This window comes from Bacillus sp. SRB_8 (genome assembly GCF_003264205.1).
GTDB lineage: Bacteria > Bacillota > Bacilli > Bacillales > Bacillaceae_G > Bacillus_A > Bacillus_A mycoides.
The window spans coordinates 92228-118664 of record NZ_NADT01000008.1 but is presented as its reverse complement, the minus strand read 5'-3'; the positions used below and the strand labels follow the sequence as shown (position 1 = coordinate 118664).

27 protein-coding genes, 1 pseudogene and 1 other annotated feature are annotated in these 26437 nt (G+C 36.6%); of the genes and pseudogenes, 18 read left to right on the top strand and 10 right to left on the bottom strand.

Annotation, left to right across the window (positions count from 1 at the left end; translation table 11 throughout):
- The first annotated feature begins 138 nt into the window (after nucleotides 1–138).
- Nucleotides 139–371 (top strand): annotated as a pseudogene (locus B5P40_RS07405) (DUF2642 domain-containing protein).
- Between the two features lie 67 nt (nucleotides 372–438).
- On the opposite strand, the gene B5P40_RS07400 reads toward B5P40_RS07405, so the two are convergent.
- Nucleotides 439–714, bottom strand: coding sequence for a hypothetical protein (locus tag B5P40_RS07400; RefSeq protein ID WP_002166150.1), 276 nt, complete (start codon nucleotides 712–714; stop codon nucleotides 439–441).
- Between the two features lie 277 nt (nucleotides 715–991).
- Here B5P40_RS07400 and B5P40_RS07395 point away from each other — a divergent pair, with 277 nt between their 5' ends.
- Nucleotides 992–1255: a hypothetical protein gene (locus B5P40_RS07395; RefSeq protein ID WP_002030276.1), complete on the top strand. Its 264-nt coding sequence runs from the start codon at nucleotides 992–994 to the stop codon at nucleotides 1253–1255.
- A gap of 135 nt (nucleotides 1256–1390) precedes the next feature.
- Here the strand turns inward: B5P40_RS07395 and prsA are convergent, their stop codons facing one another.
- Together prsA and B5P40_RS07385 are read right to left on the bottom strand one after the other, a co-directional pair.
- On the bottom strand, nucleotides 1391–2248 hold the full coding sequence (prsA, locus tag B5P40_RS07390; RefSeq protein WP_113709034.1) for a peptidylprolyl isomerase PrsA: 858 nt from the start codon (nucleotides 2246–2248) through the stop codon (nucleotides 1391–1393).
- A 130-nt stretch (nucleotides 2249–2378) separates the two neighbouring features.
- Nucleotides 2379–2510: a DUF3941 domain-containing protein gene (locus B5P40_RS07385; RefSeq protein ID WP_001120851.1), complete on the bottom strand. Its 132-nt coding sequence runs from the start codon at nucleotides 2508–2510 to the stop codon at nucleotides 2379–2381.
- Nucleotides 2511–2610: 100 nt separating this feature from the next.
- Between B5P40_RS07385 and B5P40_RS07380 the strand changes: the two genes are divergently transcribed.
- Nucleotides 2611–3468 carry a YitT family protein gene (locus B5P40_RS07380; protein ID WP_002125914.1) on the top strand — a complete coding sequence of 286 codons (858 nt, stop codon included), beginning with the start codon at nucleotides 2611–2613 and terminating at the stop codon, nucleotides 3466–3468.
- 26 nt (nucleotides 3469–3494) lie between these two features.
- On the opposite strand, the gene B5P40_RS07375 is transcribed toward B5P40_RS07380, so the two are convergent.
- The 3 genes from B5P40_RS07375 to B5P40_RS07365 all read right to left on the bottom strand — a co-directional run bounded on the left by B5P40_RS07375 (nucleotide 3495) and on the right by B5P40_RS07365 (nucleotide 4748).
- Entirely contained in the window at nucleotides 3495–3692 is a 198-nt protein-coding gene (locus B5P40_RS07375; protein WP_002011309.1) for a DUF3813 domain-containing protein, read from the bottom strand.
- Complete coding sequence (locus B5P40_RS07370; RefSeq protein ID WP_000516816.1) at nucleotides 3693–3833, bottom strand: hypothetical protein; 141 nt, start codon at nucleotides 3831–3833, stop codon at nucleotides 3693–3695.
- A 105-nt stretch (nucleotides 3834–3938) separates the two neighbouring features.
- Nucleotides 3939–4748 (bottom strand): Cof-type HAD-IIB family hydrolase, encoded by an 810-nt coding sequence (locus B5P40_RS07365; protein WP_113709033.1) that lies wholly within the window; start codon nucleotides 4746–4748, stop codon nucleotides 3939–3941.
- A gap of 490 nt (nucleotides 4749–5238) precedes the next feature.
- Between B5P40_RS07365 and B5P40_RS07360 the strand changes: the two genes are divergently transcribed.
- Nucleotides 5239–5418 carry a YjzC family protein gene (locus B5P40_RS07360; protein WP_002086997.1) on the top strand — a complete coding sequence of 60 codons (180 nt, stop codon included), beginning with the start codon at nucleotides 5239–5241 and terminating at the stop codon, nucleotides 5416–5418.
- Between the two features lie 173 nt (nucleotides 5419–5591).
- A complete protein-coding gene (gene clpB, locus B5P40_RS07355) occupies nucleotides 5592–8192 on the top strand; it encodes an ATP-dependent chaperone ClpB (RefSeq protein ID WP_113709032.1) in 2601 nt (866 codons plus the stop codon).
- A gap of 33 nt (nucleotides 8193–8225) precedes the next feature.
- On the opposite strand, the gene B5P40_RS07350 is transcribed toward clpB, so the two are convergent.
- Nucleotides 8226–8408: a YjzD family protein gene (locus tag B5P40_RS07350; RefSeq protein WP_001211111.1), complete on the bottom strand. Its 183-nt coding sequence runs from the start codon at nucleotides 8406–8408 to the stop codon at nucleotides 8226–8228.
- A 155-nt stretch (nucleotides 8409–8563) separates the two neighbouring features.
- On the opposite strand from B5P40_RS07350, the gene B5P40_RS07345 reads away from it, so the two are divergent.
- The 7 genes from B5P40_RS07345 to B5P40_RS07315 all read left to right on the top strand — a co-directional run bounded on the left by B5P40_RS07345 (nucleotide 8564) and on the right by B5P40_RS07315 (nucleotide 14860).
- Nucleotides 8564–9298, top strand: coding sequence for a lipase family protein (locus B5P40_RS07345; protein ID WP_113709031.1), 735 nt, complete (start codon nucleotides 8564–8566; stop codon nucleotides 9296–9298).
- Between the two features lie 29 nt (nucleotides 9299–9327).
- Nucleotides 9328–10200, top strand: coding sequence for an NAD-dependent epimerase/dehydratase family protein (locus tag B5P40_RS07340; protein ID WP_002086991.1), 873 nt, complete (start codon nucleotides 9328–9330; stop codon nucleotides 10198–10200).
- A gap of 64 nt (nucleotides 10201–10264) precedes the next feature.
- Nucleotides 10265–10441, top strand: a complete 177-nt coding sequence (locus tag B5P40_RS07335; protein WP_002011319.1) for a ComZ family protein — start codon at nucleotides 10265–10267, stop codon at nucleotides 10439–10441.
- Between the two features lie 421 nt (nucleotides 10442–10862).
- Nucleotides 10863–11795: a beta-ketoacyl-ACP synthase III gene (gene fabH, locus B5P40_RS07330; protein WP_001100550.1), complete on the top strand. Its 933-nt coding sequence runs from the start codon at nucleotides 10863–10865 to the stop codon at nucleotides 11793–11795.
- 31 nt (nucleotides 11796–11826) lie between these two features.
- The gene (fabF, locus tag B5P40_RS07325) at nucleotides 11827–13065 is read left to right on the top strand and encodes a beta-ketoacyl-ACP synthase II (RefSeq protein WP_002030364.1); all 1239 of its coding nucleotides are present in this window, start codon (nucleotides 11827–11829) and stop codon (nucleotides 13063–13065) included.
- A gap of 115 nt (nucleotides 13066–13180) precedes the next feature.
- The gene (locus tag B5P40_RS07320; RefSeq protein ID WP_002030365.1) at nucleotides 13181–13972 is read left to right on the top strand and encodes a DUF2268 domain-containing putative Zn-dependent protease; all 792 of its coding nucleotides are present in this window, start codon (nucleotides 13181–13183) and stop codon (nucleotides 13970–13972) included.
- 141 nt (nucleotides 13973–14113) lie between these two features.
- The gene (locus B5P40_RS07315; RefSeq protein ID WP_002030367.1) at nucleotides 14114–14860 is read left to right on the top strand and encodes a YjbA family protein; all 747 of its coding nucleotides are present in this window, start codon (nucleotides 14114–14116) and stop codon (nucleotides 14858–14860) included.
- A 142-nt stretch (nucleotides 14861–15002) separates the two neighbouring features.
- Here the strand turns inward: B5P40_RS07315 and trpS are convergent, their stop codons facing one another.
- The gene (gene trpS / locus B5P40_RS07310) at nucleotides 15003–15992 is read right to left on the bottom strand and encodes a tryptophan--tRNA ligase (protein WP_002011330.1); all 990 of its coding nucleotides are present in this window, start codon (nucleotides 15990–15992) and stop codon (nucleotides 15003–15005) included.
- A 75-nt stretch (nucleotides 15993–16067) separates the two neighbouring features.
- Nucleotides 16068–16284, bottom strand: a binding site (T-box leader).
- A 105-nt stretch (nucleotides 16285–16389) separates the two neighbouring features.
- Nucleotides 16390–16770 (bottom strand): DUF3899 domain-containing protein, encoded by a 381-nt coding sequence (locus B5P40_RS07305; RefSeq protein WP_033708890.1) that lies wholly within the window; start codon nucleotides 16768–16770, stop codon nucleotides 16390–16392.
- Nucleotides 16771–17089: 319 nt separating this feature from the next.
- Here B5P40_RS07305 and B5P40_RS07295 point away from each other — a divergent pair, with 319 nt between their 5' ends.
- The 5 genes from B5P40_RS07295 (at nucleotide 17090) to B5P40_RS07275 (ending at nucleotide 22784) form a co-directional block, all read left to right on the top strand.
- Nucleotides 17090–18724, top strand: coding sequence for a peptide ABC transporter substrate-binding protein (locus tag B5P40_RS07295; RefSeq protein WP_098167265.1), 1635 nt, complete (start codon nucleotides 17090–17092; stop codon nucleotides 18722–18724).
- 127 nt (nucleotides 18725–18851) lie between these two features.
- On the top strand, nucleotides 18852–19781 hold the full coding sequence (gene opp3b / locus B5P40_RS07290; protein ID WP_000534165.1) for an oligopeptide ABC transporter permease: 930 nt from the start codon (nucleotides 18852–18854) through the stop codon (nucleotides 19779–19781).
- Nucleotides 19778–20794 carry an oligopeptide ABC transporter permease gene (opp3C, locus tag B5P40_RS07285; protein ID WP_002086981.1) on the top strand — a complete coding sequence of 339 codons (1017 nt, stop codon included), beginning with the start codon at nucleotides 19778–19780 and terminating at the stop codon, nucleotides 20792–20794. The genes opp3b and opp3C overlap by 4 nt, the downstream gene beginning before the upstream one ends.
- 18 nt (nucleotides 20795–20812) lie before the next feature.
- On the top strand, nucleotides 20813–21856 hold the full coding sequence (locus B5P40_RS07280) for an ABC transporter ATP-binding protein (protein ID WP_002011337.1): 1044 nt from the start codon (nucleotides 20813–20815) through the stop codon (nucleotides 21854–21856).
- A complete protein-coding gene (locus B5P40_RS07275; protein ID WP_002086978.1) occupies nucleotides 21849–22784 on the top strand; it encodes an ABC transporter ATP-binding protein in 936 nt (311 codons plus the stop codon). The genes B5P40_RS07280 and B5P40_RS07275 overlap by 8 nt, the downstream gene beginning before the upstream one ends.
- Nucleotides 22785–22975: 191 nt before the next feature.
- On the opposite strand, the gene B5P40_RS07270 is transcribed toward B5P40_RS07275, so the two are convergent.
- Nucleotides 22976–24421 (bottom strand): MATE family efflux transporter, encoded by a 1446-nt coding sequence (locus B5P40_RS07270; RefSeq protein WP_113709030.1) that lies wholly within the window; start codon nucleotides 24419–24421, stop codon nucleotides 22976–22978.
- 354 nt (nucleotides 24422–24775) lie between these two features.
- Between B5P40_RS07270 and B5P40_RS07265 the strand changes: the two genes are divergently transcribed.
- Nucleotides 24776–26422: a peptide ABC transporter substrate-binding protein gene (locus B5P40_RS07265; protein WP_002125935.1), complete on the top strand. Its 1647-nt coding sequence runs from the start codon at nucleotides 24776–24778 to the stop codon at nucleotides 26420–26422.
- The last annotated feature ends 15 nt before the right edge of the window (nucleotides 26423–26437 follow it).

The window sequence follows — 26437 nt, the reverse complement described above, 5'->3', positions numbered from 1 at the left end:
TTAGCAATTTAGGAATAGAAAACGCACCTTATTAAAATGTTAGTTTCGTTTTTATAATGAAATATCCTTCTAGTATAGTTATAAGATTTATATCATATATTAAGAGGGAAAATGTAAGTTAGAAAGGAGTCCTATAGAATGAGTTTTTTAGAGGCAAATGACTTTAGTGAACAAAATATGGTAAGTGTACCTAATCCCTACGTATATTAGACATTACAATCGGTAATTGGTAAACATGTGGTTATTGAAGCTGTAAGAGGTAATGTAAGAGGAAAGTTAAAGAATGTGAACCGGATCATTTGCTCATTGAAGATAAGGTGCCGCATATTGTACGTATTCAACAAATTGTATGGATTATGCCAAAACAATGATCAAATTACATCTAGTTTGATTTATAACCGATTGGCGTCATAGACGCCCAAATAAAAATACAGGGTTTTATCTCTGTGTTTCTTCAAATTTTCGTTTTTGAATATATGCTTGAGCATGAATGATTTCTTCCTGAAGTGCTTCTAATTCTTCCGTAGATCCTGATTCAATCCTCATATAAGTAGTAACTAAACTAATCATCATATCCATCTTCTCTACTATATTTTGAATGACCTGTTCAGATTGCTCTTTTTTAGGGTGTTGTATTGCTATTAATACATTTTCCATATAATTGTTCTTTCTTTGCTGGATATCATAAATAAACTGTTTTGTGTTTGAGTTCATTTGTTGTTCCTCCTTTTGGATATATTTTCATTCTATCATATTTGAATAGAAAATATTGGATTCCCCTAAATTCACACCTGTCTCGTATATCTCCACAAATATACAAACTAATTCCTTAACGTACAGGGAATAAATTGAAATACGTCAATTTAATGTCTAAATGTACAGTTTTCTTTTTTGGGTATGGTGCCCCCTAATAGCTTCAGTTGAATTTTGTATGCTTTTGTTACAAGAGATTAAGAAAGAATAGATGAGATATTGAAACGGAGGTACGGAAGTGCAAGATAATGTACTTGAACAATTAATAAACCGTCTTTCCATAGTATGCCCTGAAAAAGAACGTGAAATATTAGCGGTGGATTTAAATGATATATATGAGAGTAGTGAAAGATTCGAAAAATTGCTTGAAAATATTATGAAATCTCAGCAAAATAAAGACGACTTAATAGATATATTAATTGAAGTAGAGATAGAACTAGATCACATCAATTGGCATTATAAAAGTCTGAAGAAAAAGCTGAAAGTATTAATGAAAGAATAAAAGAAGTAGGCTGCTCAAGCAGCCTACTTCTTTATGTTGTTAATTTTCGTCGGTAAATCGATATATTCGAAAAAATGCCGATACAATCTCATTTACCATCATGCATACTGTTCAAAAAGTTTGCACCCTCGTTTTTTATTTACCTTTCCCAAAAAGATGAGAAAATGTATCTTTCAAGTCACTATCGTTTATTTTAATATCCGCCTTTTTTAATTCATCTTGTAATAATTTTTGACCGAAGGAAGGGTCGGCGAGACGTTCTTCTTCTAAGTCTTTACGTATAGAGTCTTTCACTTTATCGTAAGGTTGTAAATCTTTTTTATCAGTTAGTTTAATAATGTGATAGCCGTTTGGTGATTTTACGGGATTGCTAATTTGGCCGGGCTTTAATTTGTAGGCAGCTTTTTCAAATTCAGGTGTCATTTTGCCTGCCCCGAAGTATCCGAGGTCTCCGCCATTATCTTTTGATGCTAAATCTTGAGATTCTTGTTTTGCTAATTCTTCAAATGAAGTGCCGGTATCTAATTTCTTCTTTATCTCTTTCGCTTCATTTTCGTTACTTACTAAAATGTGACTAGCTTTAATTTCTGGTTTATAGTGGTCTTTCACATCTTTTTCTGTAACGCTTTGTTTAATCGCTTCATTCAATGCAAGTTTGAATTTAATTTGATTTTTGAAATCTTCTTCATCTTTTAAACGATTATTTTCTAGTGTTGCTTTGAATTGTTCTCCATATTGATCTTTTGCTTTTTCTACTTCTTTATCTACTGCATCATCAGATACTTTATATTTTTTAGTAATAACATCTTGTGCTACCATTTCGTATAGCGTGTCTTTTCCGTATCGATCTTTCAATTGTTTTTCGAAATCGCTCTTCGTAATGGTTGAGTTTGTTGTTGTAGCGATTGTGCCCGAGTCATTTTTTTGTCCGCAAGCAGATAGCATTAATATACTTATTAGTGCAGTGATAATGAATGTACTTTTTCCTTTCATGCTAACACCTCATCCGAATATGTTATCGCTATTGTAGAATATAGAAGTGAACATGAAGTGAATTTTTAATGTTTTTTCCCTGTAAAATGTAAAAAAAGTACATCAACATTAACGTTGATGTACGATGTAATCAAAGGTGATCGGTTTTCTTAGAATATGCACGTTTTCCTTGCTGAATATTTTTTTGCTCTTGTTCATTTTTTTGAGTGCGCTTTGCATTATTGTCGCGTGCTTTTTTGTCGTTATCACTAGTATGTGGCATATGTATCAACTCCATTTCTAAACGTTGTATGTTTATCATTTCCTTTTTCGTAAAGACTATGTATAGCGGTGCATTCATGAATACTAAAGGTGGATTAGAAATGGATTTGAAGCTGAATTATACTGAACTTATTAAGAAGTTAGTCGTTGTAATTATTGCGGGTTTATTAAATGCGATTGGGATGAATTTATTTTTAACACCAGCGAAAGTGTATGCGAGTGGTTTTGCTGGATTGTCTCAATTATTGTCACAAATATTAGGTGACTTTTTATCTATTCATATATCTACGGGGGTATTGTTTAGTTTGTTTAATATTCCTGTCGTTATTTTAGCGTGGAAAAAGGTTGGGAAGGCCTTTACATTTTTTAGTTTTCTTTGTGTTGTATTTATGACTTTGTTTTTAGAAATTATCCCAGTTAGAGCGGTTTCGCACGATATTATATTGAATGCGATTTTTGGTGGTATTATTTCAGCGATTGGGGTAGGGGTTGCTTTAAAGTGGGGGGCTTCTACAGGTGGTCTAGATATTATTGCCATGATTTTATCAAAAATAAAAGATAAGCCTGTCGGCACGTATTTTTTCTTCTTTAATGCACTTATCATTATCGCTGCTGGCTACGTATATGGATGGGAAAAGGCATTATATACTCTAGTCACTTTGTATGTATCAACGAGAATTATTGATGCGATTCATACCCGTCATGTGAAGATTACGGCATTAATTGTTACAAAGAACGGGGCAGATGTGCGAAAAGCGATTCACTCTCGCTTAGTGAGAGGGATTACAACTATACCAGCAACAGGTGCTTATACAAATGAAAATAAAGAAATGTTAATGATTGTTATTACTCGTTACGAGTTGTACGAATTAGAGAGGGTTATTAAACAAGTGGACCCAGGTGCATTTACAAATATACTGCAAACGGTCGGTGTGTTTGGATTGTTTAGAAAAGATTAAAGAGGACCAAAGCTGGTCCTCCTTTTTTAATGCGAATTCGTAATGTTTTGCAATTGCTCCTGCATTTCACGTAGCTGAACTTTTTCAGCAGTTGAAGAGTTTGCATAAGCAGAGTGCAAAGAGTTTTTTGCTCTATAAACGAGTTCCTGTTGTTCAGCGCCACTTGAACAAGAAACGGCACTTGAAACAGCGTCTCTAGCTTGTTGGAATAGTAAGTTCCCCATTTAAACCCCTCCAAATGAAGAGTTACTTCTCGCTTTTTCTGCCTCAGCTAATGTACCTCTGTACGGGAATCTTGCATCATGCTTCATAACAGCATCGGCTCCTTGCTGGATAAAACGTTTTGATTTGTTCTTTTTACCCATTCGAAAAACCCCCTTTATTTAGCTGAAAACAATTGACGCGCTGACTTTTGCGTCTAATAATAGTATGAGCGTTTAGCGAGAAACTATAAGCAGGGAATTTTTAGATTACAATCCAAGAACCTCTTCTAAATATAGAGCGATACCATCTTCTTCATTCGTTAATGTCGTATGATTTGCCAGTGATTTTAATTCAGGAATCGCATTACCCATTGCGATTCCATGACCAGCAAATTCGATCATTTCAAAGTCGTTATCCTCATCACCAAAAGCGATAATTCGCTCTTTAGGAATGTTATAATGGCCTGAAATTTTTTGTAATCCGACAGCTTTATTTAATCCGCTTTTTACAATTTCAATAATTGGCCAAGGTGCACCCCATTTTCTATGGTCGATGACTTCAGCATGCATATCTGTTAAATGTTGGCGAATTGCAGCAGAATGCTCGTCATGTGCATCGATTAATAAGCAAGTTGGATGGTCGTTTAAAATATTTAATAAATCTCCTGTGAAAATCCTTGGAGAACCGAATTCAAAAATATGTTTTTTATCTTCATCAATTTCACGGACATACACATCATCGATGACTTCAGCATAGACATTTTTCACGCCGAAATCAAAGCAAGCTCGGACGATTTCTTGCGCTGTTGAAAGTTCAAGAGGAGAGTGATGTGTTCCCCAACTTGAATCAAGAGGGTGATGCACGTAAGCTCCATTAAAGTTTACGATTGGTGTGTTAAGGCTAAGTTCTTTATAATAATCGTAACTAGCGCGGAATGGACGTCCTGTTGAAATAACGACAATATGTTCTTGTTCTTTTGCTTTTGCAATTGTGTTTTTCGTTCTTGGAGAAATTATTTTGTTGTCTGTTAATAAAGTTCCGTCTAAGTCTAATGCGATTAAATGTTGTTTGTTCATAATTTCACCTCTTATAATAAATTTTTTGATTCTATCTGTATTTCCGTTTTTAATATGCAGAAATAAGAGGTTAGACTGGGTGAAACTACTGTAGATGAAAGTTTCACTATATATCCATCTTACGTCGCGAAGCGCTGTGGTGTCTACTATTTCTCGTTGGAAATTAGGAAAAGTCAATATCTTTTTAGAAAGTTCAAACAATGTTTTTTTCATTATGTACAAATTGTGAAAAGGGTTACATTGCTCGTATGATGAGGCTTATAATGAACATGTAATCTTCTCGTATATGTTTGACTCTCCTTTGAAACTGGCCTAAACTTTGGTTGGTTTCTTTTTTTTAACAAATATGCCAATAATTCCCACTTAAGGTTGTGTAATTATATATATGTACATGGGTAAACGGTAGTACTTGTTTCCTAAACATGACAGAAAAGCTTTCTTTTAAAATGGATATACTAATGAGGCAAGACGTCATGGAAGGAGAATGGAAATGGGACAAAATCGCAGGTTTCGTTCAGGGCAAAAAGCGCCAAATGATGGCATTTACGTAGAAATTGGTGAAACGGGAAGTATGGTGAAAAATCCGCAAATGGTACAATTAACTGCCGGTGAAAAGTTTCCAGAGAACGCAAATCATAACCGTCAGTGGACATATAAAAGAAAACCGTAACAGAAGCCGCAATCGTTATTGCGGCTTTTTTGATTAGGAAAATGAATGTTACTTTTTTCTTTTTCCAATAATAAGTTTGAAAATACATAAGCAAAATTATTGTATAAAAAAGTCAGTTGGCGTATAATCAAATCAAAGGTCAAAGAAAGTCAAACATTTGGAGGGCTGTAAAGATGGACTTAAATCAAATGACAACGAAAACACAGGAAGCGATTATGAGTGCTCAATCTTTAGCGGTATCTCATCATCATCAAGAAGTAGATACTGTTCATCTATTGCTTACGTTATTAGAGCAACAAGACGGATTAACGGTACGTATTTTTCAAAAAATGAATGTCGATATAGAAGCGTTAAAGCAAGGCGCCGAAAGTTTAATTAAGAAAAAGCCTTCTGTAACTGGAAGCGGGGCAGAGGCAGGGAAATTATATGTAACAGGTGCTTTGCAACAACTGCTTGTAAGAGCAGGAAAAGAAGCGGAGAAATTGCAAGATGATTACATTTCAGTCGAACATGTATTACTTGCTTTTTCTGAAGAAAAAGGCGATATAAATCAATTATTTACAAAATTTCATATTACGAAAGACAACTTATTACAGTCTTTAATGACAGTTCGGGGGAATCAAAGAGTGACTAGTCAAAATCCAGAAGCAACTTATGAAGCGTTAGAAAAATATGGTCGTGATTTAGTGGCGGAAGTGAGAGCGGGGAAAATTGATCCTGTTATCGGTCGCGATAGTGAAATTCGACGTGTAATCCGCATTCTTTCACGTAAAACGAAAAACAACCCGGTTTTAATTGGTGAACCCGGTGTTGGTAAAACAGCAATCGTTGAAGGATTAGCACAGCGTATTGTGAAGAAGGATGTACCAGAAGGATTAAAAGATAGAACAATCTTCGCATTAGATATGAGTGCGCTTGTGGCCGGAGCAAAATTCCGCGGTGAGTTTGAAGAGCGTCTGCAAGCTGTATTAAATGAAATTAAAAAGAGTGAAGGTCGCATTTTATTATTCATTGATGAACTTCATACAATCGTCGGCGCTGGTAAAACAGAAGGAGCGATGGATGCGGGAAATATGTTAAAACCGATGTTAGCGCGTGGTGAACTGCATTGTATCGGGGCAACGACATTAGATGAATACCGTAAATATATTGAGAAAGATCCAGCGTTAGAAAGACGTTTCCAACAAGTGTTAGCAGAAGAGCCAACTGTTGAGGATACAATTTCCATTTTACGTGGTTTAAAAGAGCGTTTTGAAATTTATCACGGTGTAAATATTCATGACCGCGCGATTGTAGCAGCATCTGTTTTATCAGATCGATACATTTCGGATCGCTTCTTACCTGATAAAGCGATCGATCTAGTTGATGAAGCTTGTGCAACAATTCGAACAGAAATTGATTCTATGCCAACAGAACTAGATGAAGTAACGCGCCGCATTATGCAGCTGGAAATTGAAGAAGCTGCTCTTGGGAAAGAAAAGGACTTAGGTAGTCAAGAGCGCCTAAAAACATTGCAACGTGAATTATCGGATTTAAAAGAAGTTGCAAGTAGTATGAGAGCGAAATGGGAGAAAGAAAAAGAAGACATTCATAAAGTGCGTGACTTACGTGAGCATTTAGAGCGCTTGCGCCGTGAGTTAGAAGAAGCAGAAGGAAATTACGATTTAAATAAAGCAGCTGAACTTCGCCACGGGAAAATTCCAGCTATCGAAAAAGAGTTAAAAGAAGCGGAAGAGATGAGTGCACATAATAAACAAGAGAATCGCTTATTACGCGAGGAAGTAAGTGAAGAAGAAATTGCAGACATTGTTTCAAGGTGGACTGGTATTCCTGTCGCAAAACTCGTTGAAGGTGAACGTGAGAAATTATTACGTCTTGAACAAATTTTATCAGAGCGTGTTATCGGTCAAGAGGAAGCGGTAAGCCTTGTATCAGACGCAGTACTTCGTGCTCGCGCTGGTATTAAAGATCCGAATCGTCCAATTGGTTCATTTATTTTCTTAGGCCCTACAGGTGTTGGTAAAACTGAGCTTGCAAAAACGTTAGCGCAAACATTATTTGACAGTGAAGAGCAAATGATTCGTATCGATATGTCTGAGTATATGGAGAAACACGCAGTGTCACGCTTAATTGGAGCGCCTCCTGGATATGTTGGATATGAAGAAGGTGGTCAATTAACAGAAGCAGTAAGACGTAAACCATATTCTGTTATTTTGTTAGATGAAATCGAAAAAGCACATCCAGAAGTATTCAACATTTTATTACAAATGTTAGACGATGGCCGCATTACAGATTCACAAGGACGTACAGTAGACTTTAAAAATACGGTTATTATTATGACTTCAAATATTGGATCTGCTCACTTATTAGAAGGGCTAGAAGAAGATGGTTCTATTAAAGAAGAGTCAAGAGAACTTGTAATGGGACAATTAAGAGGACATTTCCGACCAGAATTCTTAAACCGTGTCGATGAAATTATTTTATTCAAACCTCTTACAAGGAATGAAATTAAAGGTATTGTTGATAAGATTGTACAAGAATTACAAGGGCGTTTAGCAGATCGCCACATATCATTAGAATTGACGGAATCTGCAAAAGAATTTGTTGTAGAAGCTGGATTCGATCCGCTGTACGGAGCTCGTCCGTTAAAACGATACGTACAGCGTCAAGTTGAGACGAAATTAGCGAGAGAATTAATTGCAGGAGCGATTACTGACAATAGTCACGTAGTGGTTGATGTAGAAAATAACGAATTAGTCGTGCGTGTGAAGTAAAAAAAGAGTTCGGATAAAATCCGGACTCTTTTTTTAGTGTTGTTCTACTGGCTCGTTTGGAATCGCAGCTGCAATCGCTAATACTAATACCGCAAGAACAACTGAGAAAATAGACGCTTGGTTAAAATCGTATGTACCGCCAGTCATAGAGCCGATTACGTAGCTCATCATATGTACAAGTGCGAACGACCAAATTAATGCCCAAATGAAACGCATATTTTACACCTCTATTCGTTCAATCTGTCCTTATTGTAACACAATTGAAAAAAGAATATAGAAAAATATTTGTAGATTTTTCAACGCAAATTTGCATTCTGTTCATACATTATAAAGAGTACTTTTATACGTTTAGAAAATAAGGCGGGGGAAAAATGAGTATTACGGAACGTTTTTTTTACTTAGAAAAAGAACCATGTGTAATTTATTTACCGGAAAAGCCAAATGGATTTTCTGTTATGCTCCTAGGAGATTATAACTATTTTATTGAGAATGGTACAAGTTTATGGACACAGCATGCAGGGAGAGCTTATTTTTTACAGGGCCTTATTGAAAAAGGTTATACGGTCTTTTCATCTAACTTATACGGAAGGCATTGGGGGAACGATCGAGCTGTTCGTCTTGCAAAACGTTTGTATGATGTCGTTCTAAGAAAAGAGACATTGAATGCGAAAATGCACATTATGGCAGATGGTATGGGAGCGCTTGTAGCACTGGAGATGATGAACAAATACCCTGAATGTATACGTTCTGTCGTTATGTTAAATCCGTATTTAGATTTACCAGAATATGTGGATTTTGAGAAAGAGCATAAGTTTTTTTACAAAAGATTAGTGAAGGAATTAAGTTTGGCGTATGATTCCAAAGAAGAAGAATTAGAATCAAAAATAAATAAGAAATCATTTGCGCTTCTGCCGTCTTGTGTACCTGTTAAAATTTTTGTCTCAACACAGGAAAAAAGAGGAAGAAAACAATTGTTACGTAAATACGAGAAAATGAGGCAATTCAATCAATGCGATACTTCTGTTTTATTCCATCTGCAAGATGTGAAATATAAAATGGTTAGACAAACGACTGATTTCTTTAAAAAATATGAAGAAGAATTGTGAAGCTCCCATATACATAAATGAGGAGCTATTTGTTTCAAGGGGAAAGGGTTGGTGGTATGAAACGCGTGCTGATTATAGGTGCACTTACGTTTGTAGGTTATCACCTTGTGAATAAAATGATTGCAGAAGAAGTAGAAGTATATGGTCTTGATTTTGATGAATTTGATAGTATGACAAAAATTAATGAAGAGAAATTATTGTTGATTGGGCGGAATGCGTTATTTACGTACTATTCTATAAGGGATGAAGACGGATGGCGATCGGTAGAGGAAGAGAGTTTCGATACAGTTTATTTTTGCTTGTATGAGCCGAATCAGCAAAGTGGATTTCGGAATGAAAGGGTCATATTACAATATTTAAAACGAATCGTAAGGATGTGTGAAAAAAATAAAGTAAAGTTAAATCTAATTTCTTCTATTGAAATAGGAAGCACTGAAGAATCCGAAAACAAACATCTATTTTCGAAAGTGGAAGAAGGGTTGAAAAAAGGCGAATTACAATATAGTGCATATCGAGTTCCTACATTATATGGGCCATGGCAACCGTCGTTTATGATGTATCATCAGCTTATTTTATCAGAACTTGATGAAAAAGAGTGCCGTTGTATAAATGGAGAAAAAGGAAGTGATTTACTTTACGTTGAAGATGTATGTGAATATTTATGGGAAAATGGAATGAATGTAAAACACCTCGGTATATATAATTTACTTAGTGGAAAAGAAGAGTTATGGGAAAAGGGTATGAGTCTTTTACATGCAGATGATAAAGTAAATAACAAAAATGTGGAAGTAAGAGATGAAGCTGTAGAGGTTATTTCTATTCAAAAAAATACACCAGTAGAATTCGGTTTAAATAAACAATTGGCACATATGAAAAAATATAAAGAGTTATACGAAGGGTAGCATGCGTGTTACACTATTGTATGGATAATTGATTGAAAAGCTTTAATGGAGAGGAAGAGATTACATGAACGAAAAAAGTATGCAATTTTTACAAATCGCAATGAAGCATTTACCAGAAGCAAAGGCAATTTTAGATTCTAATGGAATTGCACTTGATATGGAGAAAGCACAGCCGGTGTTAGAGCTATTGATGAAAGTAATGGGCGAAGCATATGAGCTTGGGAAAGCAGATAAAGAATAAAACCAAACCCTTCTTTTTTGATGGAAGAGAGGCTCGAGCCGTGGATAGAAGCGGTTGGGGCCTTTTTTTGTTTCGAGTGGAGTGAAACCTGAGGGATGATGAGGCTAAAGGGGAAGGTCTTAGTTTTGAAGGGAAAGCAGATAAAGAATAAAACCAAACCCTTCTTTTTTGATGGGAGAGAGGCTCGAGCTGTGGATAGAAGCGGAAAGGGCTTTTTTTGTTTCGAGCGGAGTAAGGTCAAAAGTATTGGGAAGTTTATCTTTTGAAAGGATAGGAATTTTTCTGTTTCTTTTAATGAAAAATAAAGTTAGTAATATGCTGTCTTATTTTTTTAGCTGAAATATATTCTAGACAAAAGTACATTTATGTTTTAAAATTAGTACCAAGTCATAATAATTGATATAAAACGGAGGGCTGCGATGTGAACGTGGGCATTTTAGGGATCGGAAGATATGTGCCAGAAAAAGTAGTCACAAATCACGATTTAGAGAAAATCGTAGATACATCTGATGAATGGATTCGTACGAGAACGGGAATTGCAGAAAGACGCATTGCCGATGATACAATAGATACTTCATATATGGCGGTAGAGGCTTCTAAAAAAGCACTTGAAGATGCCGGGATTAGCGGAGAGGATATCGATCTTATTTTAGTGGCAACAGTAACGCCAGATCGCGCATTCCCAGCAGTAGCTTGTGTAATCCAAGAAGCAATTGGCGCAAAACACGCAGCCGCAATGGATTTAAGTGCAGCGTGTGCTGGCTTTATGTACGGAATGATTACAGCGCAGCAATTTATTCAAACGGGAACTTATAAAAATGTATTAGTAGTTGGTAGTGACAAACTATCTAAAATTGTAGACTGGAACGATCGAAATACAGCAGTACTATTTGGGGACGGAGCAGGTGCTATCGTAATGGGAGCTGTTTCGGAAGGAAAAGGTGTACTTTCTTTTGAATTAGGAGCGGACGGAAGTGGCGGTAAGCATCTTTATCAAGACGAGTATGTTATGATGAACGGCAGAGAAGTCTTTAAATTTGCTGTTCGCCAACTTGGTGATTCCTGTCTTCGCGTGTTAGAAAAAGCGGGACTTACGAAAGAGGATGTGGACTTCTTAGTACCACATCAAGCGAATATTCGTATTATGGAATCTGCAAGAGAAAGATTAAATTTACCGAAAGAAAAAATGAGTATGACAATTGAAAAGTTCGGTAATACATCGGCTTCTTCAATTCCAATTGCAATGGTAGAGGAATTGCAAAATGGACGTATTCAAGATGGTGATTTAATTATACTAGTCGGTTTTGGCGGCGGGTTAACATGGGGAGCAGTAGCTCTTCGTTGGGGTAAATAAGGACTGAGAGAAAAAAAGGAGTGTATTTTGTATGGAAAAAAAGAGGGTCGTAATTACAGGGCTAGGAGCTGTTACACCGATCGGAACAGATGTTGAAACAGCTTGGGAAAACATTAAAAACGGTGTATCCGGAATCGGACGACTTACAAGAATAGATTCAGAACAAATTCCTGCAAAAGTAGCAGCAGAAATTAACGACTTTGAAGTCGAAAAATATATAGATAAAAAAGAAGCGCGCCGTATGGACCGCTTTACGCAATATGCAGTAGCAGCAGCGAAAATGGCAGTTGCGGATGCGAAGCTTGAAATTACAGAAGAAAATGCACCACGCATTGGTGTATGGGTTGGTTCTGGTATTGGTGGTATGGAAACATACGAAGAACAATTTAAGATTTTTACTGAAAAAGGTCCGCGCCGCGTGAGCCCATTCTTCGTACCAATGATGATTCCAGATATGGCAGCAGGTCAAGTGTCAATCGCTACAGGAGCGAAAGGAATTAATACTTGCTCTGTAACAGCTTGTGCATCTGGAGCAAACTCAATTGGTGATGCGTTTAAAGTAATCCAGCGCGGTGATGCTGATGCGATGATAACAGGCGGAGCAGAAGCGCCATTAACAAGTATGGCATTCGCTGGGTTTAGCTCAGCGAAAGCATTAACATTCAATGAAGATCCAGCAACGGCTTGCCGCCCATTCGATAAAAATCGTAGCGGTTTCGTAATGGGTGAAGGATCAGGAATTCTTATTCTTGAAGAATTAGAGCACGCATTAGCACGTGGTGCTCACATTTATGCGGAAATTGCTGGTTATGGTGCAACTGGTGATGCGTTCCATATTACAATGCCTGCTCCTGGCGGTGAAGGCGGAGTTCGTGCGATGCGTCAAGCTTTAGCTGATGCAGGTCTAGAGCCAAAAGATATTGATTACATTAATGCACATGGTACAAGTACAGATGCAAATGAAAAGTATGAAACGATGGCAATTAAAGAAACTTTCGGTGAGCATGCATATAAAGTAGCGATTAGCTCAACGAAATCAATGACAGGTCATTTATTAGGAGCAGCTGGTGCTGTTGAAGCGATCTTCTCTATTAAATCAATTACAGACGGAGTAATTCCTCCGACGATTAACTATGAAACACCAGATCCAGAATGTGATTTAGATTACGTACCAAATACAGCGAGGCATCAAGAAGTGCGAGCTGTATTAAGTAATTCATTAGGATTCGGTGGTCATAACGCAGTATTAGTATTTAAAGCATATAAATAATATGTACAATAAGGTGTCTTTTCGTAAAGTATTACGAAAAGACACCTTATTTATTTTTTATCACCTTTACGTTCCTTTCTTTTTTGCATATACATAAGAAAAGGAGGGATGAAGGTTGGGGGTTGTTGAAACGGCAGAATGGTTACATCTGTATTATGGACGTCCAGAGAAGCTTTGTGAGAAATTTACAAAGTATATTCCATTGCCAAAAGAGAGACTGTATCGCTTTTTAATCTCTAAAGGTATGTATCGCCCAGTAATGCGGGGGGAGCAGGAAATTAAAGAGTTAGAGAAGAAAGAAATTTGGAAAGAACTTAGCATGGAGTATGAAAAATTGAAAGGTTGGCTAAAAGGTCCAGATGTCCCTATCTTTATTTTATTATCAGATTCATACAATCGAACTGTACAAGAGGAATATAACGGGAAGGCTGGCTTATCTATGCGTCACGTTATTTTCTTATTCGTATGTGGACGTAATTCAGTAGAGGAACTAAAAGCTTTATTAACGCATGAATACCATCATATATGTAGGTTACATCAAATTGAGACGAAAGAAACAGAGTATACATTACTTGATACGATGATTATGGAAGGGTTAGCTGAGCAAGCTGTGTATGAAAGGTATACAGAAAAAAGATGTGCACCGTGGACTACTTACATTTCAAAAGAAGATGCTATTTATTATTGGAGGAATTCAATACAAGAACGAATAGGCGTAAAGAGAGGTACGAGGGAGCATGATGTTTTATTAAATGGACTGCACTCGTATCCGAAAATGCTTGGCTATGCACTTGGATTTCATATTGTGAAAGATTGTGTAGCATTTGAAGGAGAAAATACACTTTCTTTATTATCTATAGATGCGAAAGAAATATTGAATAAAGCAAATACATTTCATGTTTCATGAAAAACAGGGGAGCTATCTCCTGTTTTTTTAATATTATAGAAGAAAAAATAATAATTAGAATATATTTCCTCAAGTGGAATAAAGTTAAGCGAAACTGAACATAATGATTGGTACAAACAGTAGTGAAGTGAGGGGTAGTGAATGTTATATCTACATGATGTATGGGTAAATTGGTTTGAAGGTGAAGAGAATGGGTATAACGTTTGTCATTTTTACGAATGGCGGAAAGATGATACGATTGAGCTATTAGATCAAGTGCCATTATTAAAAGTAGATGCCACATTATATCATTACATCGAGAACGAATTATTAGAGCTTCCGCAAAAATTATTGGAAGACGTATATCATAAGGCTTATATTCGTAAAAATCACGAACGTTTGCAACAAGAATATTGTTTTGTAGTTACAGATGGAAAAGGAATTATTGCGATTGATTCAATCGGCTATAATGTGCCAATTAGAAAAAGTAGGCTTATACCGCGTCAAGAACAGATGGTATATGAGATGGTAGAGAATGTGCAAGCAGAAAAGTATGAGTTCCAAGTGGAAGAGATTGAAAAAGAACATCATATTTTATCGCCGTCGCCTTTCATTATGAACGGCCTAACTCGTAAAGAAAGACAGTTAAAACAATTATTATTTATGGCATTAGATCAATTACATACAACGAAAAATCCAGCTGAAATTCGCTATTGGTTCACAGAGTGGGATCCATCAGCGTACGGAATGGTCCAACATATGGAGTTTGAAGATGTTTGGGCTAAACTTTATGATGAAGCGAAAACTGGATGGTCTGAGAAGCACGAGCAATTATGTGAGCGCCTTGTAAAAGGACAGCCGTTTTTTGAAAAGTTATGGGAAATGGAAAATGAGCAGAAGGTAAATTAAAAAAACCGCCAATTGGCGGTTTTTTTTATGGAGGTGACAAGAATGTTCGGTGGCTTCGCGCCTTCCTGCGAGGCAAAACCCGCCTCTACGTCAGGAGCTCCATCCCCCTCACATTCTGAACGAGCCGCTTCCGCTTTATATATTACCTACGCTTTCTACTTAATCCCATTGCGTTTTCTACTTTGCGTAGTTGTTTGAATGCAACGTGGTTCGCTTTTTCGGCACCTTTGTCTAGAATTTCGTCTAGTTCTGGTGAGTTGATTAGTTCGTTATATTTGTCTTGGATTGGACGAATTGCTTCTACGACTACTTGTGCTAGGTCGCCTTTGAAGTCTCCGTATCCTTTTCCTTCGTACATTGCTTCTATTTCTTCAACTGTCTTTCCAGAGAATGAAGAGTAGATTGTTAATAAGTTAGAGATTCCAGGTTTGTTTTCTTTATCAAATTTCACGATACCTTCAGAATCAGTTACAGCACTTTTAATTTTCTTTTCAATTGTTTTTGGTTCATCAAGCATACTGATCATTGCTTTTGGATTCGGATCAGATTTACTCATTTTTTTCGTAGGTTCTGTTAATGACATAACGCGAGCTCCTACTTTTGGAATACGAATTTCAGGAACAGTGAACACTTCACGGAAGCGTTTGTTGAAACGCTCTGCTAGGTCGCGTGTTAATTCCATATGTTGTTTTTGATCATCACCAACAGGTACGATTTCAGTGTTGTAAAGTAAAATATCAGCGGCCATTAATGGTGGATACGTTAGTAATCCAGCTGGAACTGAATCTCTACCAGAAGATTTATCTTTATATTGCGTCATACGCTCTAATTCTCCAACGTAAGCAACTGATTGCATAATCCATCCTAGTTGAGCGTGTGCTGGTACTTCTGATTGTACAAATAAAGTAGCTTTTTCAGGATCGATGCCGCATGCTACATAAAGTGCAGCAAGACTGCGAATGTTTTTACGAAGTTGTACGGGATCTTGAGGTACTGTAATCGCATGTTGGTTTACAATACAGAAATAACAGTCGTGTTCGTTTTGAAGCTCTGTAAATTGCTTCATAGCTCCTAAATAGTTTCCAAGTGTAATCGTTCCGCTTGGCTGAATACCAGAAAAGATAACTGACATAAGTAATTCCTCCTAAAATTGAATGTGCGATGGGGAAGAGAAGGCAAACAAAAAAGCCCATTCATCCCAAAAAACTATAGGGACGAATGGACCGCGGTACCACCCTAATTATTTCACTACTGTGAAATCTCTCTAATCCATAATAACGTTTGGATATAACGCCAAAGCCTACTACTTTCGGTTCGGTTTGGTGCTCAAAAGCCCATTCCATACTGCGCAATTACTTGTTCACACCAGCCACAAGCTCTCTGAAATTGCCTCAATATGTACTCTTCTTTATCATCGCATACATATAAATTTATTTATTGTTACCTAAGCTCTTTTAATATGAAAGAACTAAAGTTTTATAACAAAATGTTTTGCTGATTATTATATCATATGGGATAGTGTTTGCAAACTACATCAAAATAGTAAAGCTAATGAGGATCGAGAACAACCCAAGTACGATACCGGTAATACAAATCGGATACGTCCATTTGAATGAATATGTTTTATAAATACGTTCTTTCTTATCGATAGGTTCCTCTGCTTCTTCAATTAAAGAGTCAATTTTTTTATTCGTACCAAATACTCTTTGGAATGCGTAAATTGTTACGTTAAAAAATCCGTTTTGAAATATGAATAAAAAACCACCTATAAGAATAAAAACCAATGCAATATAGAATGAGATGTTGACAAAATTCAACAAAAAATGAGATGAAACGAGGAATGCGCCCACACTAGAAGCGATTATCGCAACCAAAAATAGTATACAAGTATGAAAAAAAACTTTATTCAAAATATTCCCCTCCGTCAAAATATTACTAGAATTATTATACTATAAAAGTTATAATAAGTAATATAAATAATTTTTTGAAAATTATACGCAATTGAGGTTCTAATTTCAAGATGATGGTAGCAATGTTAACGTATCCCTTTACAAAAAATTAAAAATATAAACATTTTATTAAAAATTTTAACAAAAAAACAAAAAACTATATTCACAATCGTCATATTATATGTATAATGAAAATTGTAGAAACTTGGAGATTATTCTTTCAATTCTGTTTTTCTACAAGTGAGGGTACAGGAAGTGCAATTAGGGGAGGCAACACAGCATGAAGAAAAAGATACCGCTATTGCTTGCATCGACGTTGACAGTAAGTGTGCTAGGAGCCTGTAGTTATCAAAAAGATGATAATAAGGCAAGCGCGAAAGGATCCAGTACTTCAAATAAGCAAGTATTGAATCTAACAGAAACTGCTGAAATACCAACAATGGATACGACGCTATCAACGGATGCAGCATCTTCTAACATCATGAATAACACAATGGAAGGGTTGTATCGTCTGGGGAAAGACGATAAACTCGCTCCAGGAGTCGCTAAATCTTATGAGAAATCAGAAGATGGTAAAAAGTATGTATTTAAATTACGTGAAGATGCGAAATGGTCGAATGGTGAACCTGTAACAGCGAAAGACTTCGTTTATTCTTGGAGAAGAGCTGTTGATTCAAATACGGGTGCCAAATTTGCTTACATACTATTTGATGTGAAAAATGCAGAGAAAATTAATAAAAAAGAATTACCAGTTGAGGAACTTGGTGTAAAAGCAATTGATGATCACACACTTGAAGTGGAATTAGATAATCCTGTTCCTTATTTTGTAAGTCTAACAGTCTATCCAACATTTTATCCTTTGAATGAGAAGTTTGTAAAAGAACAAGGAACAAAATTTGGATTAGAATCCAATACGACACTTTATAATGGCCCATTCGTTTTAAATGAATGGAAACATGAACAAAGTTTCCACCTTAAGAAAAATCCAACGTATTGGGAAAATAAAGAAGTGAAGCTTGAGGAGATAAACTTCAATATTGTTAAGGATCGTTCAACTGCTATAAACTTATATGAAACGAAAGCGATTGATCGTGTAGTATTAACATCAGAATTTGTAGATAAATACAAATCAGATGCTGATTTTAAAACAATTAAGAGACCATCTACACAATTCATTCGTTTAAATGAAAAAAATAAATTTTTAGCAAATAAAAATATCCGAAAAGCAATTGCGATGTCCTTTGAACGTGAAAATATCGGGAAAGTTATCTTAAACGATGGTTCAGAAGGAATGTATGGTTTTGTTCCGAAAGGTTTGGCAAAAGGACCTAACGGAAAAGACTTCCGTGAAGAGAACGGAAAGCTTATAAAAGAGGATGTTAAAGAAGCTCAAAAATATTGGGAAGCTGGTAAAAGAGAACTTGGTGTAGACAAAGTAGAGTTAGAGTTATTAAACTTTGATACTGATGATGCCAAAAAAATCGGAGAGTATTTAAAGGGACAATTCGAAAAGAACTTACCAGGTTTAACAGTTTCAACAAAAATGCAGCCATTTGCACAAAAGTTAAAACTTGAAGCAAGTGGAGATTATGCGATGTCATATGCGGGATGGAGTCCAGATTATATGGATCCAATGTCATTCCTTGAAATGTATACAACAGGTAATTCGCAAAATAAAGTGAATTACGCAAACCCAGCTTATGATGAACTAATTAAGAAAGCCAAAACAGAAGTAGATGTACAAGCTCGTTGGGATGCTCTATTAAAAGCAGAACAACAACTGCTTGAAGATGCAGCGATTGCTCCAGTATATCAACCTGGAAAGGCATATTTACAACGTAGTTCAATTACAGGCCTATTAGAACATAAATACGGCGGAGAATTTAGCTATAAGTGGGTTGAACTCAAAAACTAAAAATGGTTTCCATCATGAATAAGGGTATATGCCTATGATGGGCATATGCTCTTATTTTAAAAAAATAAAAGTAAGAATATTTTAAACTATCTTATTGCTTTTGAGAAAAACGGGGAGGTGCTTGACTATGGGACGTTATGTATTAAAACGTTTCGTGTACATGGCTTTGACATTATTTTTAATTACTACACTGACTTTCTTTTTGATGAAATTACTACCGGGTTCTCCGCTTAAAAACCAGGAGAAGCTATCACCGGCACAAAAAGAAATCATTCTTGAAAAATATGGATTAAATGATCCAGTACCAGTTCAATATGCACGTTACTTAGGTAACTTAGCAAAAGGTGATTTAGGGGTATCATTCCAATATGATAACCGCCCAGTAACAGATATGATTGTGGATCGTATTGGACCATCAGCACAACTTGGTTTACAAGCGATTATATTAGGAACATTTATCGGTTTAATTTTAGGAATCGTTGCGGCGCTTCGTAACAATACGTGGGTCGATTATGGGGCGACAATTATTTCCGTACTCGGGATGTCGGTACCCTCATTCGTATTCGCCGCATTACTACAATATTTCGTAGGGGTAAAACTTGGTTGGTTCCCAGTAGCATTCTGGAAAGGACCGGAGTTTACAGTAATGCCTACAATTGCCTTATCGATGGCAGTTATCGCAACAATCGCACGTTTCGCTCGTGCAGAGTTAATTGAGGTTATGCAAGCAGACTACATTTTAACAGCGAAAGCGAAAGGAATTAGCCAAGGCGTTATCATTATCAAGCACGCACTGCGTAACGCATTAATTCCAGTTGTAACAATTTTAGGACCAATGGTTGCAGGATTAATTACAGGGACACTAGTTATTGAGCAAATTTACGCTGTACCTGGACTTGGGGAACAATTCGTTAAATCGATTACAGTGAATGACTATACAGTTATTATGGGAACTACAATTTTCTATAGTGCGATCTTCATCTTAGTTATTTTCATTGTCGATATTTTATACGGAATTATTGATCCTCGTATTCGTTTAGCGGGAGGGAAAAAATGATGAAAGATGTACAAAAATTATCTCCAGATTTATTTCAACCAGCCAATCAGAGTAATGTTGATAATGAAGTCATTGCCCGTCCAAGCTTAACGTTTTGGCAAGATGTAAGAAGACGTTTGTTCCAACATAAAGGTGCAATGTTTGGTTTCGTATTATTAATGCTTATTGTACTACTAGCAATTTTAGGACCGATGGTAAGTAAGCATTCTTATAAAGAGCAGGATTTAGGTCGTGCGAAAATGCCACCGAAAATTCCAGTGATTGAAAATGTTCATTGGCTACCATTTGACGGTACAGATCAATATGGTGTTGACCAATATGAAAAACGTGATATTAAAGAGTACTTCTGGTTTGGTACAGATGATCTTGGCCGTGATTTATGGACAAGAACATGGGAAGGTACACGAGTATCATTATATATCGCTCTTTTAGCAGCAGCGATTGACTTAGTAATTGGGGTTGCATATGGAGGTATTTCAGCCTTCTATGGCGGCAGAGTAGATAATATTATGCAACGTATTATGGAGATCATTAACGGTATTCCATACTTAATCATCGTTATTTTAATGGTAATCATTATGGGATCAGGTATTTGGTCAATTACACTTGCGATGGCAATTACAGGTTGGATAGGGATGTCGCGTATCGTTCGTGGTCAGATCCTAAAATTAAAAAACCAAGAATATGTATTAGCATCTCGTACATTAGGGGCAACGAATACACAGTTAATTGTGAAGCACTTAATTCCGAACGTAATGGGACCAATTATCGTAATGACAATGTTTACAATTCCAACAGCGGTATTTGGTGAAGCATTCTTAAGCTTCATCGGACTAGGTATTCAGCCACCATTCGCATCACTTGGTTCTCTTGTAAATGATGGTTATAAATCAATTCAAACGTATCCACATATGATGTTCATCCCAGCGGTTGTCATCAGTATGTTAATCTTAGCATTCAACTTAATTGCAGACGGATTACGCGACGCGTTAGATCCAAAAATGCGTAAGTAAAAGAGGGGAGAAGTAAAAATGAAAACATTGCTAGAGGTAAAAGATTTGCAAGTCTCCTTTGATACACATGCAGGTGAAGTACAAGCTGTACGCGGTGTTACTTTTGATTTGAAAAAAGGAGAAACATTAGCGATTGTAGGAGAATCTGGTTCTGGTAAATCAGTTACTTCTAAAGCGTTAATGGGATTAATTCCGAATCCTCCAGGGCGTATTAAAAACGGTGAAATCGTATTTGAAGGTCGTGACTTAACGAAACTAACAGAAAAAGAAATGCAACAAGTACGCGGTAAAGATATTGCGATGATTTTCCAAGATCCAATGACATCATTAAACCCAACGATGACAATTGGAAATCAAATTATGGAAGGCCTTATTAAACACCAAGGGATGAGTAAAGCAGATGCACGTAAAGTTGCGTTAGAATTAATCGACCTTGTAGGTATTCCGAATCCAGAAGCGCGCTTAAAACAATATCCTCACCAATTCTCAGGTGGTATGAGACAGCGTGTAGTTATTGCGATGGCGTTAGCTTGTAACCCGAAATTATTAATTGCCGATGAGCCGACAACAGCGCTAGACGTTACAATTCAGGCGCAAATTTTAGAACTTATGAAGGACATTCAGCAAAAAACAGAAGCAGCAATCATTTTCATTACGCATGACTTAGGTGTAGTGGCAAACGTTGCAGACCGAGTTGCGGTTATGTACGCTGGTAAAGTTGTTGAAATTGGAACTGTTGATGAAATTTTCTACAATCCAAAACATCCATACACATGGGGCTTAATCGCATCTATGCCAAGCTTAGATGGTGCAGAGGACGAGCTATATGCGATTCCAGGAACGCCTCCAGACTTATTAAAACCGCCAAAGGGTGATGCTTTTGCACCACGTAACCCGCAGGCATTGAAAATTGATTTTGAAATGGACCCACCTTTATTTAAAGTAAGTGATACACACTATGCGGCAACTTGGTTACTTCACGAGCAAGCTCCAGAAGTAAAACCACCGGCAGTCGTTGAAAAACGCATTCTTCAAATGAAAGCAGGTGAACAACATGACTAAACAACGTGAGAAATTAATTGAAGTAAAAAATGTAAAGCAGCACTTCGACGTGAGTGGTGGTGTTGTCAAAGCGGTTAATGATATTTCATTTGATATTTACCGCGGAGAAACATTTGGTCTTGTAGGAGAATCAGGTTGTGGTAAATCGACAACTGGAAGAACGATTATTCGTTTATATGATGCAACTGCTGGTGAAGTGTTGTTCGATGGTGAAAATGTACATGGTAAAAAATCACGTGCAGAGCTGAAGAAGTTCAACCGTAAAATGCAAATGATTTTCCAAGATCCATATGCATCATTAAATCCTCGTATGACAGTAGGGGATATTATCGCAGAAGGTATTGATATTCACGGACTAGCAAAAGGCAAAAAAGAGCGTATGGACCGTGTTCATGAATTATTAAATACAGTTGGTTTAAATAAAGAGCACGCGAACCGTTTCCCGCATGAATTCTCAGGCGGACAACGTCAACGTATCGGTATCGCTCGTGCGCTAGCTGTAGAACCTGAATTTATCATTGCTGATGAACCAATCTCAGCACTTGACGTATCGATTCAGGCGCAAGTTGTAAACTTACTGAAACAGTTACAAAGAGAAAAAGGTTTAACATACTTATTCATCGCCCATGATTTATCAATGGTAAAATACATTAGTGATCGCATTGGTGTAATGTACCGTGGTCAAATCGTTGAGTTGACAACAAGTGAAGAGTTATATGCGAATCCAATGCATCCATATACAAAATCACTACTATCTGCAATTCCGCTTCCAGATCCAGATTATGAGCGCAATCGTAAACGTATCGTATACGATCCATCTCAACATCAATATGGTGAGGAAGCACCAACAATGCGTGAAATTCGCCCAGGACATTTTGTATTATGTTCTGAAGCAGAGTATAAGAAATATAAAGAAATCTATCAATAATAAAGTAGAGCCATTCTTCTATTACAGAAGGATGGCTCTATTTTTTTATACTAATTAAACTTAATTTAGTATAAAGAGATTTTATCCAAGTTCTTTTTCTGTTTAAAGACAGCAAATTAAGAGTTTCCAAGAATGAAGAAAAGGCGACTGAAATCCAGCCGCCTTTTTCTTCATTTAGAAACACTTTTATTTTACTGCGCCTGAACAGAAACACTCTCATCTTGCTCATTTGGTTTAACAAGTGCATAATTTTCCCACGATCTACTTCTCCAGCGGAAGAACATAATAATTGCTCGCGTCCATTCGTCGATAGCAATCGCTAGCCAAATACCAACGAGCCCCATGTCTAAATGGAAGGCGAAAAAGTAACCGAGTGGTAAGCTCATTAACACCATGGAGAATGCGCCGATTAAAACAGGGTATTTTGCATCGCCAGCTGCACGAAGTGAATTAATGATGACGATGTTCATCGTCCGTCCTGTTTCAAGTAGTACACTTAGTAAAAGAACGCTTGCCCCTAGAGCGATAATATGAGGATTATCCGTAAATAGTCCCATTAATTGTGTGCGGAATGTAACAACGAGCATGACCATAAATAAAGTTACACCAATCGCCCATTGTACACTTTTCCATACGCGTGTGTAAGCTTCATCCTTTTCATTTCCGCCAACTAGGCGTCCAACGATAATAGCTGTTCCCATACCGATAGCAATGGCGAATAAATAAGTGAACATGGAAATGTTAGTAGCGTATTGTCTTGCAGCTAACGCTTCCGTACCTAAGTATGTTGCGTAATATAAGAAGACAATTTGACAAGCTTGATACATGACTTGTTCGAATGCAGATGGAATGCCGATCTTCAAAATTTTTCCAACATATTCTTTTGATAAAGTGAAGTAATATTGTAATTTCACACGGTATTCCATAACGCGGTACAGTAACCAGAAGAAAATGATAAGTGCGATTAACCGGCTGACAGCGGAAGAAATCGCGGCTCCTTGCACACCAAGTTCAGGGAAACCGAATTTCCCGAAAATAAGTACGTAGTTTCCGGCGATATGAATAATATTCATTCCAAGCGAAACAAACATTGCTTGCTTTGTAAAGCCGTGAACGCGGATAATTGCGGCTAATGAGTTAATAATAGCTTGAAGGAAAATAGCTCCTCCGACGATGGATAGATAGCTTTGTGCATACGTTAGTACATCGCCTTGTAAATTCATTGCCATCATCATATGTTTTGAAAATAAAAGAAAACCAGCGCTTATAATGAGTCCGACCACTAAATTTAATGTGACGGCTAATGCTGATATTTTTGATGCTTCCATAAAGCGTTTAGAACCGAGGTATTGGGATACAACGATAGCTGCACCATTCCCTATGACTTCTAGTACTAAAATCGCGATATGAAGGTATTGATTCGCTGCACCAACCCCAGATACAGCATCGTCTGATAATGCACTTAACATGAAAGTATCAGCGATCCCCATCAGCATAAAAAGAAAAACTTCTAGAAAAATAGGCCATGTTAATAAGAATAAACTTAATTTCTCTGTTGGCCCGTTTTTTGAGCGAATTGCTGTCATGTCCGTCCCCTCTTTACCGATATCTATTTTTAGCAAAGTGTATCGTAACACACTTTCATATCCTTTGCACTTATTTTAGCCTACATATTTTCAATATGAATAAACCTTCATTTTATGACAAAAAAGGAGGAATAATTATGCATAAGATATTATAGAATATAAAATTTATTTTTCTCTGATAATTTAGAAAAGTATAAAAATGGTCATTTTTAACACTTTAGTTCAATAAAAACGCAATGTGAAACGTTTACAAATGCACGTGGTGTTAACAGAAAATTTTAATAAAATAGAAATATAAATATACAAAGAATATATTTGTGTGTATAATACGAATTGTTAGAACATATATATATTTCTTTCTGTTTGAAAATGAAAGGGCTAACATTTTTTTGGGAGGGTGGAAGTATGAAAAAAAAGATACCAGTTTTTGTAGCATCAACAGTAGCAATGAGCATGATTTTAGGGGCATGTGGCTACCAAAAAGATGAACCGCAAGCGAACGCAAAAGGGGATAGCGGGAAAAGCGGTGCGAAGCAAGTTATTAACTTAATTGAAACACAAGAAATTCCAACGATGGACCCAGCGTTATCAGCTGATGCAGTTTCTTCAAAAGTAATGAACAATACGATGGAAGGCCTATACCGCCTTGGGAAAGACGATAAATTAGTTCCAGGTGTAGCGAAGGAATTCCAAAAGTCAGAAGACGGTAAAAAGTATACATTTAAATTACGTGAAGATGCAAAATGGTCAAATGGTGAACCTGTAACGGCGAAAGATTTCGTGTATGCATGGCAAAGAGCAATTAATCCAGATACAGCTGCGAAATCGGCTTACATTATGTACGATATAAAAAATGCTGAGAAAATTAATAAAAAAGAGATGAGTCCAGACCAATTAGGTGTAAAAGCGATTGATGATCATACACTAGAAGTAGAATTAGATAATTCTATTCCATATCTTGTTGATTTAATGGTCTATCCGATCTTCTATCCTGTTAATGAAAAGTATGTGAAAGAGCAAGGGGCGAAGTTTGGTTTAGAAGCAAATACAACACTTTATAACGGACCATTTACATTAAGTGATTGGCAACATGAACGTAGCTTCAAAATGACAAAGAGCTCATCATATTGGGACAATAAAGAAGTGAAGCTTGAGGAAGTAAACTTTAATATTGTAAAAGATACGTCTACGCCAATTAATTTATATGAAACAAACGCAGTCGATCGAGCGACGTTATTAGCAGAGTTCATCGATAAATATAAAGGAAAACCAGATTTCAAAACGGTAGAAGATACTTCTGTATTCTTCCTTCGCTTAAATCAAAAAGATCCAGCTTTAGCAAATAAAAATATTCGTAAAGCAATTTCCCTTGGTTTTGACCGTAAACCATTCGTTGATACATTATTAAATAACGGTTCTAAGCCAGCGACGGGATTAATTCCTGACAATTTCATTAAAGGACCGGATAAAAAAGATTTCCGTGTTGAAAATGGAGATATTGTAAAACCAAATGTAAAAGAAGCGAAAAAGTATTGGGAAGCTGGTAAAAAAGAGCTTGGTAAAAACGAAATTGAATTAGAGCTATTAAATGAAGACGTTGAATTATCGAAGAAAACTGGTGAATATTTAAAAGGTGAGTTAGAAAAGAATTTACCAGGTTTAACAGTGAAAATTAAACAACAACCATTCGCGCAAAAACTAAAATTAGAAGATGCGGGCGACTTTGTAATGTCATTCTCTGGATGGAGTGCAGACTTCCCAGATCCAGTTACATATCTTGATATGTTCGTAACTGATGGGGCACAAAATAAAATGAAGTATTCTAATCCGAAGTACGATGAGATTATTATGAAAGCGAAGAAAGATGGAAGCGACGTAAATGCTCGTTGGAAAAACTTACTTGAAGCAGAAAAAATGTTACTTGATGACGCTGCGATTGTTCCAGTATATCAACGTGGTAGAGCATATTTACAAAGAGAAACAATTAAAGATATGTACAACCATAAGTATGGTGGCGAAGTAAGCTTCAAATGGGCATCAGTAGGAAAATAACAAAAAAAAGCAGGT

What these genes read in the sequence shown, in the direction of transcription:
- B5P40_RS07400 (WP_002166150.1), bottom strand. Translation starts at nt 714, where the DNA reads ATGAACTCAAACACAAAACAGTTTATTTATGATATCCAGCAAAGAAAG.
- prsA (WP_113709034.1), bottom strand. Translation starts at nt 2,248, where the DNA reads ATGAAAGGAAAAAGTACATTCATTATCACTGCACTAATAAGTATATTA.
- B5P40_RS07385 (WP_001120851.1), bottom strand. Translation starts at nt 2,510, where the DNA reads ATGCCACATACTAGTGATAACGACAAAAAAGCACGCGACAATAATGCA.
- B5P40_RS07380 (WP_002125914.1), top strand. Translation starts at nt 2,611, where the DNA reads ATGGATTTGAAGCTGAATTATACTGAACTTATTAAGAAGTTAGTCGTT.
- B5P40_RS07375 (WP_002011309.1), bottom strand. Translation starts at nt 3,692, where the DNA reads ATGGGGAACTTACTATTCCAACAAGCTAGAGACGCTGTTTCAAGTGCC.
- B5P40_RS07370 (WP_000516816.1), bottom strand. Translation starts at nt 3,833, where the DNA reads ATGGGTAAAAAGAACAAATCAAAACGTTTTATCCAGCAAGGAGCCGAT.
- B5P40_RS07365 (WP_113709033.1), bottom strand. Translation starts at nt 4,748, where the DNA reads ATGAACAAACAACATTTAATCGCATTAGACTTAGACGGAACTTTATTA.
- B5P40_RS07360 (WP_002086997.1), top strand. Translation starts at nt 5,239, where the DNA reads ATGGGACAAAATCGCAGGTTTCGTTCAGGGCAAAAAGCGCCAAATGAT.
- clpB (WP_113709032.1), top strand. Translation starts at nt 5,592, where the DNA reads ATGGACTTAAATCAAATGACAACGAAAACACAGGAAGCGATTATGAGT.
- B5P40_RS07350 (WP_001211111.1), bottom strand. Translation starts at nt 8,408, where the DNA reads ATGCGTTTCATTTGGGCATTAATTTGGTCGTTCGCACTTGTACATATG.
- B5P40_RS07345 (WP_113709031.1), top strand. Translation starts at nt 8,564, where the DNA reads ATGAGTATTACGGAACGTTTTTTTTACTTAGAAAAAGAACCATGTGTA.
- B5P40_RS07335 (WP_002011319.1), top strand. Translation starts at nt 10,265, where the DNA reads ATGAACGAAAAAAGTATGCAATTTTTACAAATCGCAATGAAGCATTTA.
- fabF (WP_002030364.1), top strand. Translation starts at nt 11,827, where the DNA reads ATGGAAAAAAAGAGGGTCGTAATTACAGGGCTAGGAGCTGTTACACCG.
- B5P40_RS07315 (WP_002030367.1), top strand. Translation starts at nt 14,114, where the DNA reads ATGTTATATCTACATGATGTATGGGTAAATTGGTTTGAAGGTGAAGAG.
- trpS (WP_002011330.1), bottom strand. Translation starts at nt 15,992, where the DNA reads ATGTCAGTTATCTTTTCTGGTATTCAGCCAAGCGGAACGATTACACTT.
- B5P40_RS07295 (WP_098167265.1), top strand. Translation starts at nt 17,090, where the DNA reads ATGAAGAAAAAGATACCGCTATTGCTTGCATCGACGTTGACAGTAAGT.
- opp3b (WP_000534165.1), top strand. Translation starts at nt 18,852, where the DNA reads ATGGGACGTTATGTATTAAAACGTTTCGTGTACATGGCTTTGACATTA.
- opp3C (WP_002086981.1), top strand. Translation starts at nt 19,778, where the DNA reads ATGATGAAAGATGTACAAAAATTATCTCCAGATTTATTTCAACCAGCC.
- B5P40_RS07280 (WP_002011337.1), top strand. Translation starts at nt 20,813, where the DNA reads ATGAAAACATTGCTAGAGGTAAAAGATTTGCAAGTCTCCTTTGATACA.
- B5P40_RS07275 (WP_002086978.1), top strand. Translation starts at nt 21,849, where the DNA reads ATGACTAAACAACGTGAGAAATTAATTGAAGTAAAAAATGTAAAGCAG.
- B5P40_RS07265 (WP_002125935.1), top strand. Translation starts at nt 24,776, where the DNA reads ATGAAAAAAAAGATACCAGTTTTTGTAGCATCAACAGTAGCAATGAGC.